General features: G+C 64.1%; 24 protein-coding genes. 16 read left to right on the top strand and 8 right to left on the bottom strand.

The features are described 5' to 3' along the window. Positions 1-156 precede the first annotated feature (156 nt). Both EBMC1_RS03620 and EBMC1_RS03615 read left to right on the top strand, forming a co-directional pair. A complete protein-coding gene (locus EBMC1_RS03620; protein WP_003040671.1) occupies positions 157-708 on the top strand; it encodes a copper chaperone PCu(A)C in 552 nt (183 codons plus the stop codon). A gap of 6 nt (positions 709-714) precedes the next feature. Further along, complete coding sequence (locus EBMC1_RS03615; protein ID WP_003040669.1) at positions 715-1,197, top strand: hypothetical protein; 483 nt, start codon at positions 715-717, stop codon at positions 1,195-1,197. 15 nt (positions 1,198-1,212) lie between these two features. Here EBMC1_RS03615 and EBMC1_RS03610 read toward each other — a convergent pair whose 3' ends face one another. From EBMC1_RS03610 to rplU, 3 genes are all read right to left on the bottom strand, one after another. Beyond that, positions 1,213-1,809 carry a GNAT family N-acetyltransferase gene (locus EBMC1_RS03610; protein WP_003040668.1) on the bottom strand — a complete coding sequence of 199 codons (597 nt, stop codon included), beginning with the start codon at positions 1,807-1,809 and terminating at the stop codon, positions 1,213-1,215. Positions 1,810-2,060: 251 nt separating this feature from the next. Continuing rightward, the gene (gene rpmA / locus EBMC1_RS03605) at positions 2,061-2,330 is read right to left on the bottom strand and encodes a 50S ribosomal protein L27 (RefSeq protein WP_003040665.1); all 270 of its coding nucleotides are present in this window, start codon (positions 2,328-2,330) and stop codon (positions 2,061-2,063) included. Positions 2,331-2,377: 47 nt separating this feature from the next. Beyond that, positions 2,378-2,848, bottom strand: coding sequence for a 50S ribosomal protein L21 (rplU, locus tag EBMC1_RS03600; protein WP_003040663.1), 471 nt, complete (start codon positions 2,846-2,848; stop codon positions 2,378-2,380). Between the two features lie 226 nt (positions 2,849-3,074). On the opposite strand from rplU, the gene EBMC1_RS03595 reads away from it, so the two are divergent. After that, positions 3,075-3,590, top strand: a complete 516-nt coding sequence (locus EBMC1_RS03595; RefSeq protein ID WP_003040662.1) for a hypothetical protein — start codon at positions 3,075-3,077, stop codon at positions 3,588-3,590. A 1-nt stretch (position 3,591) separates the two neighbouring features. Here EBMC1_RS03595 and pspF read toward each other — a convergent pair whose 3' ends face one another. Continuing rightward, entirely contained in the window at positions 3,592-4,635 is a 1,044-nt protein-coding gene (gene pspF / locus EBMC1_RS03590) for a phage shock protein operon transcriptional activator (RefSeq protein ID WP_003040660.1), read from the bottom strand. Positions 4,636-4,811: 176 nt separating this feature from the next. On the opposite strand from pspF, the gene EBMC1_RS18290 reads away from it, so the two are divergent. From EBMC1_RS18290 to EBMC1_RS03545, 10 genes are all read left to right on the top strand, one after another. Continuing rightward, positions 4,812-4,952 (top strand): hypothetical protein, encoded by a 141-nt coding sequence (locus tag EBMC1_RS18290; protein ID WP_156000919.1) that lies wholly within the window; start codon positions 4,812-4,814, stop codon positions 4,950-4,952. Between the two features lie 84 nt (positions 4,953-5,036). After that, entirely contained in the window at positions 5,037-5,699 is a 663-nt protein-coding gene (gene pspA / locus EBMC1_RS03585; RefSeq protein ID WP_003040658.1) for a phage shock protein PspA, read from the top strand. A 12-nt stretch (positions 5,700-5,711) separates the two neighbouring features. After that, on the top strand, positions 5,712-5,987 hold the full coding sequence (gene pspB, locus EBMC1_RS03580) for an envelope stress response membrane protein PspB (protein WP_003040657.1): 276 nt from the start codon (positions 5,712-5,714) through the stop codon (positions 5,985-5,987). 1 nt (position 5,988) lies between these two features. Further along, positions 5,989-6,369, top strand: coding sequence for an envelope stress response membrane protein PspC (pspC, locus tag EBMC1_RS03575; protein ID WP_003040655.1), 381 nt, complete (start codon positions 5,989-5,991; stop codon positions 6,367-6,369). Positions 6,370-6,410: 41 nt separating this feature from the next. Continuing rightward, positions 6,411-6,710, top strand: coding sequence for a hypothetical protein (locus EBMC1_RS03570; protein WP_003040654.1), 300 nt, complete (start codon positions 6,411-6,413; stop codon positions 6,708-6,710). Between the two features lie 11 nt (positions 6,711-6,721). Next, entirely contained in the window at positions 6,722-7,042 is a 321-nt protein-coding gene (locus tag EBMC1_RS03565; protein ID WP_003040652.1) for a hypothetical protein, read from the top strand. A 16-nt stretch (positions 7,043-7,058) separates the two neighbouring features. Beyond that, positions 7,059-7,307 carry a hypothetical protein gene (locus tag EBMC1_RS03560; protein WP_003040649.1) on the top strand — a complete coding sequence of 83 codons (249 nt, stop codon included), beginning with the start codon at positions 7,059-7,061 and terminating at the stop codon, positions 7,305-7,307. A gap of 28 nt (positions 7,308-7,335) precedes the next feature. After that, a complete protein-coding gene (locus tag EBMC1_RS03555; protein ID WP_003040647.1) occupies positions 7,336-7,605 on the top strand; it encodes a hypothetical protein in 270 nt (89 codons plus the stop codon). Positions 7,606-7,628: 23 nt separating this feature from the next. After that, positions 7,629-7,883 (top strand): hypothetical protein, encoded by a 255-nt coding sequence (locus EBMC1_RS03550; RefSeq protein WP_003040645.1) that lies wholly within the window; start codon positions 7,629-7,631, stop codon positions 7,881-7,883. Positions 7,884-7,941: 58 nt separating this feature from the next. Beyond that, complete coding sequence (locus EBMC1_RS03545; RefSeq protein ID WP_003040643.1) at positions 7,942-8,352, top strand: SufE family protein; 411 nt, start codon at positions 7,942-7,944, stop codon at positions 8,350-8,352. Between the two features lie 113 nt (positions 8,353-8,465). Here the strand turns inward: EBMC1_RS03545 and EBMC1_RS03540 are convergent, their stop codons facing one another. The 4 genes from EBMC1_RS03540 to EBMC1_RS03525 all read right to left on the bottom strand — a co-directional run bounded on the left by EBMC1_RS03540 (position 8,466) and on the right by EBMC1_RS03525 (position 14,138). Next, positions 8,466-11,036 (bottom strand): TonB-dependent receptor, encoded by a 2,571-nt coding sequence (locus EBMC1_RS03540; RefSeq protein WP_003040642.1) that lies wholly within the window; start codon positions 11,034-11,036, stop codon positions 8,466-8,468. A gap of 282 nt (positions 11,037-11,318) precedes the next feature. Continuing rightward, positions 11,319-12,587: an ATP-dependent Clp protease ATP-binding subunit ClpX gene (gene clpX / locus EBMC1_RS03535; protein WP_003040640.1), complete on the bottom strand. Its 1,269-nt coding sequence runs from the start codon at positions 12,585-12,587 to the stop codon at positions 11,319-11,321. Positions 12,588-12,753: 166 nt separating this feature from the next. Continuing rightward, the gene (locus EBMC1_RS03530; RefSeq protein ID WP_003040638.1) at positions 12,754-13,404 is read right to left on the bottom strand and encodes an ATP-dependent Clp protease proteolytic subunit; all 651 of its coding nucleotides are present in this window, start codon (positions 13,402-13,404) and stop codon (positions 12,754-12,756) included. Positions 13,405-13,529: 125 nt separating this feature from the next. Beyond that, positions 13,530-14,138, bottom strand: coding sequence for a TetR/AcrR family transcriptional regulator (locus EBMC1_RS03525; protein WP_040589402.1), 609 nt, complete (start codon positions 14,136-14,138; stop codon positions 13,530-13,532). 77 nt (positions 14,139-14,215) lie between these two features. On the opposite strand from EBMC1_RS03525, the gene EBMC1_RS03520 reads away from it, so the two are divergent. The 3 genes from EBMC1_RS03520 to EBMC1_RS03510 all read left to right on the top strand — a co-directional run bounded on the left by EBMC1_RS03520 (position 14,216) and on the right by EBMC1_RS03510 (position 16,382). Continuing rightward, positions 14,216-15,109, top strand: coding sequence for a metal-dependent hydrolase (locus tag EBMC1_RS03520; protein WP_003040633.1), 894 nt, complete (start codon positions 14,216-14,218; stop codon positions 15,107-15,109). 150 nt (positions 15,110-15,259) lie between these two features. Then, complete coding sequence (locus EBMC1_RS03515; RefSeq protein WP_003040630.1) at positions 15,260-15,820, top strand: hypothetical protein; 561 nt, start codon at positions 15,260-15,262, stop codon at positions 15,818-15,820. A gap of 31 nt (positions 15,821-15,851) precedes the next feature. Further along, positions 15,852-16,382 carry a GNAT family N-acetyltransferase gene (locus EBMC1_RS03510; RefSeq protein ID WP_003040627.1) on the top strand — a complete coding sequence of 177 codons (531 nt, stop codon included), beginning with the start codon at positions 15,852-15,854 and terminating at the stop codon, positions 16,380-16,382. The last annotated feature ends 87 nt before the right edge of the window (positions 16,383-16,469 follow it).

The raw sequence follows: 16,469 nt of genomic DNA, 5'->3' as shown, positions 1-16,469 counted from the left end.
ACGTCCTTATCATTTTCCGGCGCCCTAAAGAGGCACGCCGCACATGGGTTCCCTTGCGGGTTTGATGGGCGCGATATAGGTGCGCTAATCCTTGGCACAAGGGTTTTGACCGCTTACTGTGGATCGAAAATCGACGCATTTCGGGAGTCCCGCATCATGAAGCCTTTCGCCATCGCCGCCCTTGCTGCCAGCGCGCTCGCCCTTACCGGCTGCAACGGCAAAGTCGGCAGCGACCCGCAACTCGCGGTGGTCGCCGGCTATATCCAGATGGGCGCGACCCCCGACAGCCCCGCCGCGGGCTACTTCACGATCAAGGGCGGTCCGCAGGATGTCGAACTGGTCGCCGTGACCGCCGACCTCGCGCAGCGCGTCGAAATGCACGAAAGCGTCAAGGAAAATGGCGTGGTGACGATGAAGCCGCTGACCACTGCGACCGTCCCCGCGAAGGGCGAGCTGGAATTCAAGCCCGGCGGCAAGCATCTGATGATCTGGCACATCAACGGCGCCGCGGTGCGCGCCGGCAAGCTGCCGATGCAGTTCGTCTTCACCAACTATAACAATGACCGCATCCTCTTCGACCTGCCGATCAAGCCGGCGCCGGGCGCGAGCGCCGACGGCAGCGGCGACGCGCCGGCGGGTGCGATGGCCGGGATGGCGCATGGCTCGATGGACCATGGCGCGGCCAACACGGACGCGGCGAAGAAGTAAGCACCCGTGGCGCGGCCGTCGCGGCTCCTGACGGCGGGCGAAATTGCTCTGGCGCGGTCGGTCTTCGGCGATGCGATCGCCTATGACCGCGTGCGCATATGCCACCACAAGTGGATATTCTTCCAGCCGCGCCGCGTCGTGATGGCGCCGATGGGGTCGCTGCATTTCCACCCGCATGGTGACTTATACTGCGACGATTTCGCCGCCGCCTCGCGGTCGCTGAAGGGCCTGTTCCTCCACGAAATGACGCATGTGTGGCAGGCGCAGACGCGCGGGCGCTGGTATCTGGTGCTGATGCGCCATCCCTTCGCGACCTATGGCTACAGCCTGAAACCCGGCTGGCTGCTCGCGCGCTACGGGCTCGAACAGCAGGCGGAGATCGTGCGCCATTACTGGCTGCTTACCCAGGGCGCGACGATCGCCGGCGCGCCGGGGGTGGAGGCGTATCGCGCGATCCTGCCGTTCGCGGACAGCGGGGCAGCAGCATAGGCGCCGCGCCGCGCGTCAGGCGGCGATCAGCCGGAACTGTTCGCGAAAATCGGCGTCGCTGTCGATACGGCCGCGCATCGGGGTGACGACATCGCTGCCGTCACCCTCGCCCTCTTCGAACAGCGCACACGCAACGTCTCGGCCGCGCGCGACGCTGTAGCGCTGCGCGATCTGCCCCGTGGGACGGAAGCCCAGCTTGCGCAGCACCGCGCCCGACGCCGGGTTGTCGAGGAAATGCCCCGCGGTCAGCTTCGGCAATTGCATCGCGCGCGCGATCCGGACGAGCTGGCGGCCGGCTTCGGTCGCAAAGCCGAGGCCCCAATAGGGGCGGGCGATCCAATAGCCCATTTCGAGCGGCCCTTCGGGGCTCGGCGCGATGCCGCAGCCGCCGACGAGGCGCGGGGCGCCGCCGGTGCGCGCGAAGATCAGGAAGCTGGGCTGCGCGGGGTCGACCGGACGGCCAAGGAAGTCCTGCGCCTCGTCCATGCCATAGGGCCAAGGCGCGCGCGCCAGGTTGCGCACCACCGCTTCCTCGCCGATCGCGCGGGCGAGTGCGGGGGCATCTTCGAGCCAGCCGGGCCGCAGCAACAGTCTTTCGGTACGCGCAAACATTTTCGTCACTCCCATTTGCCTGTCGCCGTGGCGTCAGATGGTGACGCTTTGACGACAGTCGATATGCGAGGGAGATGGATGGCCCTGTTTTCGCGCCGGAAATTCAAAGGGACCGATGGAGGTCCGGATTCCGGGCAAGAAAAAAGGGAGACCGGGGGCGACCCGTCTCCCTCTTTTCGAACTTTGTTCCCGCTTGGGCGGAAAGGACCGTTCCGGGTCGTCCCTTGGTGGACGACCCTGGAAGATCGTCCTTATTCGGCGGCTTCCGCCATGGCGTCGACCGACACATATTTGCGGCCAAGCTTGCCGTCGTGGAATCGGACGCGGCCGTCCGCGGTCGCGAACAGCGTGTGGTCCTTGCCGATGCCGACGTTGACGCCCGGGTACACTTTGGTGCCGCGCTGGCGCACGATGATGTTGCCGCCGATCACTTCCTGACCGCCGAACTTCTTCACGCCAAGGCGCTTGGCCTGCGAGTCGCGACCGTTGCGCGACGAACCGCCTGCTTTCTTATGTGCCATGACCTAAACTCCTTGTTTCGTTCTTCAGCCGAGCCGCGTGATCGCGCTCAGGCGTCCTTCTTGGGGGCCGCCTTCTTGGCAGCGGGCTTCTTTTCGGCGGCAGCTTCGGCCTTGGGCGCAGCGGCCTTCTTCGGCGCAGCAGCCTTCTTTTCGGGCGCGGGCGCAGCGGCGGCTTCTTCGGCCTTCGGCGCGGCTTCCTTCTTCGGAGCGGCCTTCTTGGCTTCGCCGATGGCGGTGATGCGCAGCAGCGTCAGCGACTGACGGTGGCCGTTGCGGCGGCGATAATTGTGCCGGCGGCGCTTCTTGAAGACGATGACCTTTTCGCCGCGGGTCTGGGCGATGATCTCGGCCGAAACGGTCAGACCCTTCGCATCCTTCACCTCGCCGCCGTCACCGGCCAGCAGAACGTCACCCAGCGACACGGTGTCACCGGCTGCGCCTTCGATCTTCTCGACGGCGATCTTGTCTCCAGCGGCGACGCGATACTGCTTGCCGCCCGTGCGCACGATTGCGAACATGGTCTTCCATCCAATCAGAAACTAAAACACCCGCGCTCCCGGTCAGCCGCCGAAGCGACCGATTTTTCCGGCATGCGGGAAAGTCAGCGCTACTAGCGGCGAACGGCGATGCTGTCAACCGCATATTTCCGCGCTTTTCATCGCGAAAGGGGCGGTTCGGGGCGCGCGGCGCCGCTCCTCCGATTCGGCTTGCTGCGATGCGTCTGCGCCCATATCAGGGACGGCGATGAAGCCAATCCTTGCAATCCTGCCGCTGATGGCCGCAATCCCGCTGTCGGCCTGCGCCGCTGCGCAGGGCGGCGACTATCCTTCGCTCGCGAAGCGCCCGGTCGAGGGACGTTTCGACGTTGCGCCGCCGTCGGTCGTCGTGCCGCCGCCGGGGCCTCTTCCGACCGATCTGGCCGGGCGGCTGGCGCGCTGGGAATCGGACGCGGTGGGCGCGCAGCAAGCCTTCGCCCGCGAACGGACGCCGACCGAGGCCGCCGTCACCGCAGCGGGCGGCGCGGCGATTTCCAGCGAAAGCTGGGTCGTGGCGCAGCAGGCGATCTCGCGCCTTCAGGCAACGCGCGCGCCGCTGACCGACGCGCTTGCCGACATCGACCGCCTCTATCTCGAACGCAGCATCGCCGAATCGGTCGACGGGCTGCCCGAAATCTATGCGCTGCGCGACAAGCTCGCGGCGATGCTGGCCGCGCAGGACGATGTCCTGACCACGCTCGAGCGGCGGCTGCCGGGGCAATAGCTCAGTTGTTGAGCCCGTGCTTTTTCAATGCGTGGCGGATCTGGTCATAGCTCAGACCCAGCGCTTCGGCGGCGACCTTCTGGTTGAAGCGGCAGCGCGCCATCGTGTCCGACAGGATTTGCCGTTCATAGGCATCGACCGCCGCGCGCAGATCGCTGACGGCGCCGCCGGTGGGCGGGGCCGGGGTTGCCATTGCACTCTCGTCACCGGGCGCAGCCGGGGCAGGGGGCGCCGCGTCGGCCTTCGCCTGCGTCTTGCGCGCTACGGGCTGCCAGGGGCTGGCGAAGGGGTCGAAGCTCAGCGCATCGACCGGGCGCGTCGGGTCGGCCCAGCGATAGATGGCGCGTTCGATGACGTTGCGGAGCTCGCGCACATTGCCCGGCCAGTCGTGGCCCTCCATCGCCGCGAGCGCGCGCGGGCCGAAACCCGGCCATTCGTCCCAGCCGAGCACCGCGGCCATGCGCTGTCCGAAATAGGTGGCGAGCACCTCGATATCGCCTTCGCGCGCGCGCAACGGGGGCAGGGTGATGACCTCGAACGACAGCCGGTCGAGCAGGTCGGCGCGAAAGCGGTTGTCATCGACCAGCGCGGGCAGATGTTCGTTGGTCGCGGCGACGATACGAACGTCGACGCGGATCGGGCGCGACGAACCGACGCGCGTCACCTCGCCATATTCGACCGCGCGGAGCAGCCGTTCCTGCGCACCCATCGACATGGTCGCGAGCTCGTCGAGGAACAAGGTGCCGCCGTCGGCTTCCTCGAAGCGCCCTGCGCGCGTCTTCGTCGCACCGGTAAAGGCCCCCGCCTCGTGCCCGAACAACTCGCTCTCGATCAGCGTCTCGGGCATCGCGGCGCAGTTCATGATCACATAGGGCCGGTCCCACCGCGCCGACAGGCGGTGCAGACGTTCGGCGATCAGTTCCTTGCCGGTGCCGCGCTCGCCGATCACCAGCACCGGACGGTCAAGCGTCGCCGCCTGGCTCGCGCGCTCGACCGCATCCTGAAAGGCGATCGACTGGCCGATGAACTGCGTTTCGCGCTCCATTCCCAATCATTGGCAAAATCTCCCGCTGATTGGCAAGTCATTTTGTGCGGATGGGGCGATTCCGTGTGAAGTTAGGCGCTTTTCCGCCGCTTTCGGCAATTGGCACGCGTCCTGCAAAGATATTTGCGAACCGGCGCAGAAAGCTCCGGTGCAGCGAAAAACAGGAAGGAACGATCATGAAGACGCTGTTTGCCCAGACTGCCACTTTCGCGCTCAGCGCGGTCGGTGCGCTGGCCATCCTTGTCGGGGTGATCGATCATCCGCAGGTCGTTTACGACGTCGCTGCTGCAACCCCGGCGGTCAGCCTCGTGGCCTGACCGAAAACTGGTGCCGGGGCACTCTCCCCCCTTGCCCCGCCCCGGCACCAGCCATTTTCGACGAATTTCGACAGGAGTTTAGACATGGGTATTTTTTCACGAACCCGCGACATCATCGCCGCCAACGTCACCGATCTGCTTGACCGGGCCGAAGATCCCGAAAAGATGATCCGCCAGATCATCTTCGAGATGAACGAAACCCTCGTCGAAGTCCGCGCCTCAGCCGCCCGCACCATCGCCGACCAGAAGGAAATGCGTCGCCACATCGCGAAGCTGGAAAGCCTTCAGGACAGCTGGAAGGAAAAGGCCGAACTGGCGCTGTCGAAAGATCGCGAAGACCTGGCCACCGCCGCGCTGGTCGAAAAGCAGAAGGCCGGCGACATGGCCGAAAAGCTGAAGGCCGAAATCGCCGTGCTCGACGATGCGCTCAAGGGCTATGAAGCCGACATCACCAAGCTGCAGAAGAAGCTCAGCGAAGCGCGCGCGCGTCAGTCGAGCGTCGTCAATCGCCTCGAAAGCGCCGAAAACCGCTATCGTCTGCGCGAAATGACCAATGGCGACCGCGTCCAGGATGCCTTCTCGCGCTTCGAAACGCTCGAACGCCGCGTCGACGAAGCCGAAGGCCGTGCCGACGCGCTGGGCCTCGGCTACAAGAAGTCGCTCGACGAAGAAATCGCCGAGCTGCAGGCCGCCGACAAGGTTGCCGACGAACTCGCCGCGCTGAAAGCCGCGCAGGGCAAGAACTAAGGAGCTGGACCGATGGAAGAAGTGATCATTGTCCCGATCGTCATCGGCACGCTCTTCCTCGGTCTGCCCTGGCTGATCCTCCACTACATCACCAAGTGGAAGCAGGCCAAGACATTGACCGGAGAGGATGAACAGCTGCTCGACGAAATGTATGACACGGCGCGCCGTCTCGAAGCCCGCCTGCATACCGTCGAACGGATCATCAGCGCCGACCATCCCGATTTCCGCCCCGCGGTTCGCAGCGATGAAGATCTGGCGCAGCTTGAAAACATCAGCAGGAGGAACTGAGATGTCCGCTAGCCGCACGAAATTCTATCTCGACAAACAGAACGCCAAATGGAGCGGCGTCTGTGCGGGCATCGCCGACTATAGCGGAATCGACGCCCTGTGGGTCCGCGTCGGCGCGGTGCTGCTGACGCTGATGGGGGGCTTCCCCTGGACGCTGATCGCCTATTGGCTCGTCGCCTGGATGGCGCAGCCGAAGCCCTTCGCGCTCTATGGCTCGCAGGAAGAGGCGAAATTCTGGCAGGGCGTGCGCTCGAACCCCAGCGCCTCGACCCGCGACATCCGCTCGCGCTTCCGCGACATCGATCGCCGGCTTGCCGATATCGAACTTTACTACACGAGCCACAACCGCCGCCTCGCCGACGAGATCGACGCACTGCGCTGATCCCGGCGACGCCCGGAACCATGGCAACAGGGAGTTGAAACATGAATTTCGGTGGTCCCGCTTTCGTCCTCGCCATCATCGGCATCTCGATGGCCGGCTGGATGTTCACCACCTGGATCCGCGCCAAACACGGCTATCCGGTTGAAAATGAATGGGGCGGCACGGTTCATCGAACCGACGCCGACGCTGATCGAAAAATCGCACTGCTGGAAAGCGACAATGCCAAGCTCGCCGGCAAGATCGTCCGGCTGGAGGAACGCATCTCGGTTCTCGAACGCATTGCGACCGACACCAACGGACAGGCGGCGCAGCTCGCCAGTCAGATAGACAGCCTGCGCTGAGGGGAATAACCATGGACTTCATCATCCTGAAGGAAGCAATCGCGCCGGTCGCGGCGATCATCGGCCTCGCGGCAATCGGCGGCTGGATTTTCACCACCTGGCTGCGCATCAAGCACGGCTATCCGCTCGAGAACAGCTGGGGCAAGGCGATCTATCCCAAGACCAGCGACGAGGCGATGGAACGCGTCAAGCTGATCAGCCAGGAAAATGCCCAGCTTCGCGCCGAACTCGGATCGGTCAAGGATCGCCTGGCGGTGGTCGAACGCATCGTCACCGACGAAGGCCACCGGCTGGAGCGCGAGATCGAGGCGCTGCGGCGTCCGGCGAACTGAGGAAGGAGCAGCCGTCATGAGCGACACCATCTGGATCCTGATCCCGCTTGCCCCCTTTCTCCTCGGCGGCTTCGCCATCTGGTCGAAGCACCAGCAGAAGATGATCGAGAAGCAGTCCGAACTCACCGCCGAAAAGGCCGCGCAATATGCGGCGCAGACCGAGCGGCTGGAAGCGCGCGTCCGCGTCCTCGAACGCATCGTGACCGACAAGGGAATCGACGTCGCCGACGAGATCGAGAAGCTGCGCGAAGCCCCGCTGAACTGACAAGACAAGACCGAAAGGATCACTCCCCATGAACCCCTTTGAAATGGTCATCGGCATCGTGCTGATCGTGACGATCGGCAGCATCGTCCGGGCGAAATATGGCGTCCACCGCGACCGCCGCGGCAACGAATATTTCGTCGGCAACGCGAATCAGGATGCCGAGACCAAGGCGCTGCAAGCCGAAATCCGTCAATTGAAAGAGCGCATCCAAGTGCTCGAACGGATCGCCACCGACAATAATCGCGCGGTCAGCCTCGACGAGGAAATCGAGAAGCTGCGCGATCGTTCGCACCCCTGATGTGACGAAGAAGGAGCCCTGTCATGGCCGCCATCACTTCTGACCTCGCAACCAATCTTGTCACCGCCGCGGTGGCGCTGTCCGCCCTCGGCATCGTCAGCCTCGCCGCGCTGCGCGGCTGGCGCGACTGGATCCAGCTCAAGCGCGAAGAACTCGCCATCTGCCACAGCGTGGGCCAGGACCCTGCGGTGCCGAACGCCGGATCGCGGATCGAGATCGCCGACCTCAAGGAACGGCTGCGCAAGCTCGAAGCCATTGCGGCGGGAGTCGATCTTTGATCAGCCTGACGCCGCGAGAGGCTTTTCTTCCAACGCGCTTTCTGCCACGGCCGCGACCATGCGCAGCCTCGACGACATTTTCGAAGAATATGACTTCCTCGACGGCGACGATCGCTATCGCCTGCTGATCGATCTCGGTCGCGAACTGGAGCCGATGCCCGATCCGCTCAAGACCGACGCCACGCTGGTCCGCGGCTGTTCGGCGAGCGTCTGGGTCTACCCGCTGCCGCAGGACGGCGACCGGTTGCACTTCCTTGCCGACAGCAATGCCGCGATCACCAAGGGGATCGTCGCGCTCGTTCTCGCCGCGGTGCAGGACAAGCCCGCGACGGAGGTCGCCGCGATGGACATAGCCGCCGCGCTCGCCCCGTTCGACCTGACGCGCCAGCTGTCGTCGAACCGTACGCAGGGCGTCCCCAACATGGTTGCCTTGGTCCAGGACACGGCGCGGCGCATCGCCGGCGCCTGAGCATCCCGCTTCAACTATCGATCGCCATCGAGGTCGGCGCGTTCTTCTGACAAGCACGAAAAAGGGCGCGGGAGTTTCCTCCCGCGCCCTGATTTTCGTATACTGCCGGGGGCTTAGAAGCCGACGGTCAGCGTGCCGCTGATCGTGCGCGGCGCGCCGATCTGGGCGAAGGGAACCGAGCCCGGGTTGGCGGTCACGAGGCCCGAACCCAGAACGCCGCCCTGATTCAGGCTGGTCGTGTACGAGCCGACATAGAGATTGTCGAACAGGTTGTAGACGTTGAGCTGGAAGAAGGTCTTGTCGTTCAGACCCAGGAACTCCAAGCTCAGGCGCGCATCGAGGTTGACCAGCCAATAGGCGTTGGTTTTCGCCGGATAGACAATCGTCGGTGCAGCCTGCGTACCCGCATAGATCGGCAGATTGGTGTCATAGATAAACCGGCCGCCCGTGCGCTTGCCGGTGATACCCAGTTCGACCGGCCCCAGCGTTCCGCGGACCGAGCCGCCGAACGTATATTCGGGCGAACCCGATTCACGCTTGCCGGCAGTCTGGGCGAACAGCGGATCGCCGATCGCTGCGCAACCGATGGCAGTATTGACCGCGGTGCAGCTGCCAGCCTGGACATTGTCCTTGATCTCCGACTTCATCCACGAGCCAAAGGCGTAGAGAGCCAGTTCCGGGATCGGCTGGAAGGCAACGCTGCCGTCGATGCCATATTTGTCGACACGACCAAGGTTACGGTAGACGTTGCGTTCGGTGACGGGATCATAGGCCGAAGCGAGACGATCGCTGTACTTCGTGAACCAGCCCGAAAGCTGCGCCTGAACCTGGCCGGTACGATAGCGAACGCCCAGATCGAAGTTATCCGACTTTTCAGGGTTCGGACGCGCCGATGCGGTGTTCGGTGCAAAGAAGAAGGCGTTGTAAAGCGAGTCCGTGCCCGGAACCTGCAGGCCCTTCGAATAGTTCGCGAACACCGAGATCCGGTTGCTGGGCTTGAACAGCAGGCCGACGTTCGGAAGAATGTCGTCATACTTGAGCACACGCTGCTGCGGGCCCTGAACTGCCGGGTTCGCAGCTGCATAGGTCGCGTTGCGCGGGTCGCCCTGACCAAAGCAGTCGACGAAGCCCGAGTCGCTCGTCGTGAAGCAATAGTTGTTCAGATTACGCCGGAAGAACGGCGCGCGAATGCCGAGCGTCGTAACGAGGCTGCCATCCATAAACTCCCCGCGATACTCGCCGGAAATCTGGTTGAGCGTGGCATAGGAGAGGCGGTCACGCTTCTGCAGAACGCCGCCGGTAACATCGGTTGCACCGTCGTTGACCGGGAACACGTCGATCGGCTCGCCATTGAGCTGCAGGAAGCCGACTTGTCCCGTCTGACGGTGACGCGCGCGGTCGAAAGTGTAGCCGATGCGAACCGTGTGACCCTCTGCAATGTCCCAGCGCAGGTTAGCGATCACGCCATAGCGATGGGTCTGCGTCTGGCTGGGTGCCAGCACCGCAACTTCGTCGAGCAGGTCGCCGTCGCCGTTGAGGTCCATGCCGAAATAAGGACGGCCGCCCATGTAGCCAGCGAGGCCATTGTTGAGCCGTTCGCGCGCATTGACGGTCCCGCCGCCATTGGCCTTCACATACTGGTAGCTGGGATCGACGGTAAGGGTTACGCCTTCCGACAGCGTGAACTTCGACGCGCCGCGGATGTTACCCGTGTTCGACGGGTTATAGCGGCGGTCAAACTCGGTACCGCACGACGACGCCGAATCTGGAGCGCCCGGCGTGACAGTTGCAGTCGTGGTGCACGGATAGTTGATGTTATATTCGCGCTCGTCGTTGTTCATCGGGAAGCGGTTGCCCGAACCCGAACCGACAACGCGGTTGGCGTCGAGGCGCAGCGGCAGCGAACCGAAGAAGTTGTTGCGGTTCTCGTTATAGTGACCGGCCACCGAGATGAAGTCGCCGTTGCTACCGATCGGCTGCCAGATGCGGCCGTTGAACTGCTTCTTGCGGATGCGGCCATAGTTGTTGAACGGATTGTCGTTCGATGCGCTCGAAGCGGAGACGAAGGCGCGGGTGCCGAACGGCGTGAATTCGCCGGTGTTGATCAGGCCGAAAACGCGGAAGAAGCTGTACTCGCCCGCCGAACCCGAGACCTTCACGCCGAAATCTTCGGTCGGGGTCATCGTGCGATAGTTGACGGTCGAGCCGGTTGCTGCGGCGGTCGGGCTGTCGACGTCGGTCGAACCGAGGTTGACGTTGACCTGTTCGATCAGTTCAGGATCGAGCTGCTGGTTCGAATAGATGGCATAGTTGCCCGAGTCGTTGAGCGGAACGCCGTCGAAGGTCAGGCTGATGCGGTCGGCCGAAAAGCCGCGGATGGTCAGCTGACCGCCCGACGAACCATAAGCGTCATTGTTGGTGAAGACGACGCCCGGGACCAGGTTGATGGTGTCGAGAATGGTCTGACCGGGGTTCTGACGCGCGATCACTTCCTGACCCAGAACCGACTTCGCCTTCGACGTATCGGGCGACTGGATGCCGGCGACGTCCTGCGCCGAGGTGCCGGTGACGACGATTTCGTTTTCGAAATCGACCGAGCCCGTCGACTGGGCAAAGGCCGGCGTGGAAAGCAGCGCAAGCGGAAGCAGCGCGGCGCCAGCGGCGAGCGTGTTTCGGAAATTCATGACAGGTTGTCCCCTTGATTGTGGCATTCGGCAGGCGCGCGGCTTGGGGCGCGCTTGACCTGCGAGCGCCCCTGAAGCCCGCATGTGGCACGATTGTGACAGCAAATGTGACAGTGCAAGCCGCGTGGGCGGGCTGGTACGCGAAAAGGTCAAAAAAGCGCGAATTTCCGTCGCTGCCGCAGAATTATCGACAGGCAGCGCTGCGTTTTTTCGTGCAACTGTTGCTGCAATGCAACATTGGCAGGGGCGAAACCGCGGCGTGGGTGCGCGCCGCGACTCGACTCAGGCGGCGTCGCCCGCTTCCTTCGCCTTGTCGGCATAGACGCGCACCGGCGCCTTGCGGCCTTCGACGACATCCTTGTCGACGACGATTTCGATCACGTCGGTCAGGTCGGGCAGGTCGAACATGGTGTCGAGCAGGATGGCCTCGACGATCGAGCGCAGCCCGCGTGCCCCGGTCTTGCGTTCGATCGCCTTTTTGGCGACCGCGACCAGCGCGTCATCGGTGAAGGTCAGCGCGACTTCTTCGAGATCGAACAGCTTCTTGTACTGCTTGATCAGCGCATTCTTGGGTTCGCCCAATATCTTGACCAGCGCGTCGATGTCGAGATCCTCGAGCGTCGCGATCACCGGCAGGCGGCCGACGAATTCGGGAATCAGGCCGAACTTGAGGAGATCCTCCGGCTCGATATTCTTGAGCACCTCGCCCGCGCGGCGTTCGTCGGGGCCGGCGACATGCGCGCCGAAACCGATCGACTTGCCCTGCAGGCGGTCGCCGATGATCTTTTCGAGGCCGGCAAAGGCGCCGCCCGCGATGAACAGGATGTTGGTCGTGTCGACCTGGAGGAATTCCTGCTGCGGATGCTTGCGCCCGCCCTGCGGCGGCACGCTCGCGGTCGTGCCTTCCATCAGCTTGAGCAGCGCCTGCTGCACGCCTTCACCCGACACGTCGCGCGTGATCGAGGGGTTCTCGGCCTTGCGGCTGATCTTGTCGATTTCGTCGATATAGACGATGCCGCGCTGCGCCTTTTCGACATTATAGTCGCTGGCCTGCAACAGCTTCAGGATAATATTCTCGACATCCTCGCCGACATAGCCGGCTTCGGTGAGGGTCGTCGCATCGGCCATCGTGAAAGGCACGTCGAGGAAGCGTGCCAGCGTCTGCGCGAGCAGCGTCTTGCCGCTGCCCGTCGGGCCGACGAGCAGGATGTTCGACTTCGCCAGTTCGACATCGTCGCCGCGGCCCGAATTGGCGAGGCGCTTGTAATGGTTGTGGACCGCGACCGACAGCACGCGCTTGGCGGTGTTCTGGCCGATCACATAATTGTCGAGGTGTTGGCAGATTTCGAGCGGCGTCGGCACCGCACCGTCCTTGCGCGCGGCGACCCCGCCCTTGATTTCCTCGCGGATGATGTCGTTGCACAGTTCGACGCATTCATCGCAGATGAACACGGTGGGGCCGGCAATCAGCTTGCGGACTTCATGCTGCGACTTGCCGCAGAAGGAGCAGTAAAGAGTGCTCTTGCTGTCCGAGCCGCTCAATTTCGTCATAAATCTTCCTCTGGCAGCCGCAAAAGGGCGCTGCCGTCCTTCATCCTAGCCCGCGATCACCCAATTACAATATGGCAATTGGGTGACATCGGGACATGTCCAACCTGACGACGGCCCGCGAACGGGGCGTCAACAAACGCGGTTACCGAAAGCGGGTCGGCCGGCGTCAGGGCGTCGGACCTTCGCTGATTTCCTTGGGCGCCTCGTCGCCGGGGAGCGCGGGGCGGCGATCGTAGACATGATCGACGATCCCGAACGCGCGCGCTTCCTCGGCTTCGAGGAAAGTGTCGCGATCCATCGCCTTTTCGATGTCTTTGAGCGGCTTGCCCGTATATTGTGCGTAGAGGTCGTTCATCCGCTTGCGGATACGCAGGATTTCCTTGGCCTGGATTTCGATGTCCGACGCCATGCCGCGCGCACCGCCCGAGGGCTGGTGGACCATGATACGGGCGTTCGACAGCGCGACGCGCATGCCGGGTTCGCCGGCGGCGAGCAGGAAGCTGCCCATCGACGCCGCCTGGCCGATGCACACGGTGCCGACGCGCGGGCGGATATATTGCATCGTGTCATGGATCGCCATGCCCGCCGTGACGACACCGCCCGGCGAGTTGATATACATATAGATGTCCTTCTTCGGATTTTCCGATTCGAGGAACAGCAGCTGCGCGACGATCAGCGACGCCATATTGTCTTCGACCTCGCCCGTCACGAAGACGATCCGTTCGCGCAGCAGGCGCGAGAAGATGTCAAAGCTGCGTTCGCCGCGGCTCGTCTGTTCGACGACGACGGGAACAAGGGCGGCGAGCGGGTCGATCATGGAAATTTCGTCCTTCATTATCCGGGATGCCCGCCGCGAACCGGCGGGCTGCCCCTCGGCGCCTTACATCGGCGCGTGGCGTAAGGGATTCAAGGGGGCAAATATCGCGGCGCCGGGGCGAGCGGCTATTGTGCGGGCTTGCCGCCCTGTTCGGCCCAGAAGGCGGCGATGCGGCCGGTGATGAGTTCGGTCGCAAGCGTGCGCGCGGTATCGCGCGGCAGACCAAGTGCTTCGGCCATCGGGCCGCCGAGTTGAGCGTCACCCATCGCCATCAGCACGAGCGCCAACGTGTCTTCGTGCATCAGCCGCTTTTCGTGGGCGTCGGGCGCCATCCCGTCGATCAGGCGGTGGATGGCGTCGAGGATCGGGTCGAGCGCGTCCTCATTGCCCGTCGCCGCCATCCAGGTGGCGAGCGCCCCGGCGCCGCCGCTGTCGAAGGCGTCGAAGGCAAGGTCGACGATCTCGCGCACATTGCGTTCGCCCGGCGGCGACGACGTCATCTTCGCCGCGATCGTGTCGCACACCGTTTCGGCGAGATAGGCGGCGAGCGCCTTTTGCAGCCCGGCGGCGCTGCCGAAATGGTGGAGCAGATTGGCGTGGGTGCGGTCGATGCGCGATGCCACGGCTTTCAGCGTCACCGCCTGCGGCCCCATCTCGATCAGGATCAGCCGCGCGGCTTCGAGCGCCACCGACCGGCTTTCCTCCGGGCTGAGCCGTTTCTTTGCTATTGACACCACTGTAAGTAATTCCTATTTCTTGCCCCGTCGGGCGTCCCCACGCCCTGAACCCCCTTTTCGACGGTGAGAACCATATGTCCAGCCTTTCCCGCACGCCGACGCCGCAGGATTTGTCGATCACCCCGCGCGATCGCCGCTTCGGCCGCGACGACCGGCAGGGGCGCTGGTGGATGAATGGCGACCCGATCGCGTCGGTCTTTCATACCGCGCTGTCGGTAACCTTTCCGAAGGGCGAGGCGATGTTCATCGAGGCGGTGAAGGCGCACCGCGACGGCGTGCCCGAAAAGCTGGCGCGCGAAATCCGCGCCTTCACCCAGCAGGAAGTCATTCACAGCCGCGAACATGTCGTGTTCAATCGCAAGGCGGCGGAGGCGGGTTACGACCTGTCGGAGCTGGAGGCCGATGTCGACAATGTGATGGAACTCATCAAGACGCGCCCGCCTATCGTCAACCTGATGGCGACGATCGCGCTCGAACATTATACCGCGATGATGGCGGCGATCATGCTCAAGGATTCCGCGATGTACGACGGCGCCGAGCCCGAATGGGCGGCGCTGTGGAAATGGCACGCGATCGAGGAAATCGAGCATAAGGGCGTCGCTTACGACACCTGGCTCCACGCGACGCGCGACTGGAGCCGCTGGCGGCGCTGGAAGGCGAAGTCGCTGATGATGGTCGCGATCACCGCGCGCTTCTGGCCCAAGCGCATCCGGGGCATGAAGGCGCTCTTGCAGCAAGACGGGCTGACCGGCTGGCGCGTCAGCGCGCGCATCTGGTGGTTCATGCTCGGCTACCCCGGCATCCTGCGCAAAAGCTTTCTGCCGTGGCTGGCCTATTTCATGCCGGGCTTTCACCCGTGGAACCATGACGACCGCCAGCTCATCAAGAAATTCGAGAGCGATTATGCCGATGCGGTGATGCCGTCGCATTCCTCGGCAGCGCCCGAACTGGCAACGGCCGCGGCCTGACGCCGCGGCCCGGCACCCCCGCGAAGGCAGGCGGCCGGAGGGGCCTCTCTCTCCCTCTCCGCGTCGCCGCCTTCGTGGGGGATCTGTCCCATAGCTGGACGGCTGCGGCGAAGTCCCATATCTCCTTGCTCGGGGAACAGGGGACCGTCCATGCCATCGATCTGGACCGCGGCCGAGCTCGTTCAGCTCGAACTGCAACTCGCCGGACGCCAGTCGCTGCTCGAATTCGGATGCGGCGAGGCGACACTCGTCGCCGCGCGGCAGGCCCGGCGGATCGTGACGGTCGACGGCGATCGCGACCGGCTCGCCGCCATCGCGCGCCGACTGGGCGAAGAGGCGGAGCGCTACACGCCCTATCAGCCCGAAATCGGCCCGGTCGATGCGGAGGGCCGGCCGACCGACCCGGCGCGCCTGCGCGATTGGCCGCGCTATCACACGCATATCTGGCGCCATCTGACCGGCAGCCCGGACGCGGTGCTGATCGACGGGCGCTTTCGTGTCGCCTGCCTGTTGCAGGCGATCGTCCACTGTAAACCCGACGCGATGCTCCTGTTTCACGATTTCAGGGACCGCGCCGCCTATCATGTCGTGCTGAACCATTGCGACGTGCTGGCACGCGTCGATACGCTGGCGGTGCTGCGCGTCCGGCCGCAGGTCGACGGCAAGGCCGTGTTGCACGACCTGTTCGACCATTTCTTCGACCCCGATTGACCATGCCCGCCGCGCTGGGCATGTCGGCACGATGATCACCTCGCCCCCCACGATCGAAACCGCGCGGCTGCGCCTGCGCCCGCCGCATTTTTCGGACAAGTCCGTTCATATCGCGATGTGGGCCGATCCGCGCGTCACGCGCTTCATCGGCGGCGAACCGCGTGCGCCGGACGTGAGCTGGGGCAAATTTTTAAGCTCTGCCGGGCTGTGGCCGGTAATGGGCTTTGGCTATTGGGTGTTCGCCGACCGCGACAGCAATGCGCTGATCGGCATGGGCGGGCTTTCCTATTTCTGCCGCGGCATCCCCGAACTTGAGGATCTACCCGAGGCGGGCTGGGCGTTCGATGCCGACCATTGGGGCGGCGGGCTAGCGACCGAGGCGATGAGCGCGGCGCTCGGCTGGGCCGACGCGACGCTCGACGCGCCCGAGGTGCGCTGCATCATCGATCCGGGCAATGCTGCATCGGAGCGTGTCGCCGAAAAGCTGGGCTTTCGCCGCATCGGCGACAGCGACGCGCTGGGGCATGTGGTGGGGATTTATTCGCGGCCACGGGGTGGCTGAATTGGTCGTCATTGCGAGCGGAGCGAAGCAATCCGGAGAGGTTTGCGCTACGCTGGATTGCCGCGTTGCCTTCGGCTCCTCGCAATG

Source organism: Sphingopyxis sp. MC1 (assembly GCF_000371385.1).
In the GTDB taxonomy this organism is placed as follows: Bacteria; Pseudomonadota; Alphaproteobacteria; order Sphingomonadales; family Sphingomonadaceae; genus Sphingopyxis; species Sphingopyxis terrae.
This window is presented reverse-complemented; position numbering and strand designations above follow the sequence as displayed.

Bases quoted from the DNA above. Each gene is read 5' to 3' on its own strand.
- EBMC1_RS03620 (WP_003040671.1), top strand. From the start codon at position 157: ATGAAGCCTTTCGCCATCGCCGCCCTTGCTGCCAGCGCGCTCGCCCTT.
- EBMC1_RS03610 (WP_003040668.1), bottom strand. From the start codon at position 1,809: ATGTTTGCGCGTACCGAAAGACTGTTGCTGCGGCCCGGCTGGCTCGAA.
- rpmA (WP_003040665.1), bottom strand. From the start codon at position 2,330: ATGGCACATAAGAAAGCAGGCGGTTCGTCGCGCAACGGTCGCGACTCG.
- rplU (WP_003040663.1), bottom strand. From the start codon at position 2,848: ATGTTCGCAATCGTGCGCACGGGCGGCAAGCAGTATCGCGTCGCCGCT.
- EBMC1_RS03595 (WP_003040662.1), top strand. From the start codon at position 3,075: ATGAAGCCAATCCTTGCAATCCTGCCGCTGATGGCCGCAATCCCGCTG.
- pspF (WP_003040660.1), bottom strand. From the start codon at position 4,635: ATGGAGCGCGAAACGCAGTTCATCGGCCAGTCGATCGCCTTTCAGGAT.
- EBMC1_RS18290 (WP_156000919.1), top strand. From the start codon at position 4,812: ATGAAGACGCTGTTTGCCCAGACTGCCACTTTCGCGCTCAGCGCGGTC.
- pspA (WP_003040658.1), top strand. From the start codon at position 5,037: ATGGGTATTTTTTCACGAACCCGCGACATCATCGCCGCCAACGTCACC.
- pspB (WP_003040657.1), top strand. From the start codon at position 5,712: ATGGAAGAAGTGATCATTGTCCCGATCGTCATCGGCACGCTCTTCCTC.
- pspC (WP_003040655.1), top strand. From the start codon at position 5,989: ATGTCCGCTAGCCGCACGAAATTCTATCTCGACAAACAGAACGCCAAA.
- EBMC1_RS03570 (WP_003040654.1), top strand. From the start codon at position 6,411: ATGAATTTCGGTGGTCCCGCTTTCGTCCTCGCCATCATCGGCATCTCG.
- EBMC1_RS03565 (WP_003040652.1), top strand. From the start codon at position 6,722: ATGGACTTCATCATCCTGAAGGAAGCAATCGCGCCGGTCGCGGCGATC.
- EBMC1_RS03560 (WP_003040649.1), top strand. From the start codon at position 7,059: ATGAGCGACACCATCTGGATCCTGATCCCGCTTGCCCCCTTTCTCCTC.
- EBMC1_RS03555 (WP_003040647.1), top strand. From the start codon at position 7,336: ATGAACCCCTTTGAAATGGTCATCGGCATCGTGCTGATCGTGACGATC.
- EBMC1_RS03550 (WP_003040645.1), top strand. From the start codon at position 7,629: ATGGCCGCCATCACTTCTGACCTCGCAACCAATCTTGTCACCGCCGCG.
- EBMC1_RS03545 (WP_003040643.1), top strand. From the start codon at position 7,942: ATGCGCAGCCTCGACGACATTTTCGAAGAATATGACTTCCTCGACGGC.
- EBMC1_RS03540 (WP_003040642.1), bottom strand. From the start codon at position 11,036: ATGAATTTCCGAAACACGCTCGCCGCTGGCGCCGCGCTGCTTCCGCTT.
- clpX (WP_003040640.1), bottom strand. From the start codon at position 12,587: ATGACGAAATTGAGCGGCTCGGACAGCAAGAGCACTCTTTACTGCTCC.
- EBMC1_RS03530 (WP_003040638.1), bottom strand. From the start codon at position 13,404: ATGATCGACCCGCTCGCCGCCCTTGTTCCCGTCGTCGTCGAACAGACG.
- EBMC1_RS03520 (WP_003040633.1), top strand. From the start codon at position 14,216: ATGTCCAGCCTTTCCCGCACGCCGACGCCGCAGGATTTGTCGATCACC.
- EBMC1_RS03515 (WP_003040630.1), top strand. From the start codon at position 15,260: ATGCCATCGATCTGGACCGCGGCCGAGCTCGTTCAGCTCGAACTGCAA.
- EBMC1_RS03510 (WP_003040627.1), top strand. From the start codon at position 15,852: ATGATCACCTCGCCCCCCACGATCGAAACCGCGCGGCTGCGCCTGCGC.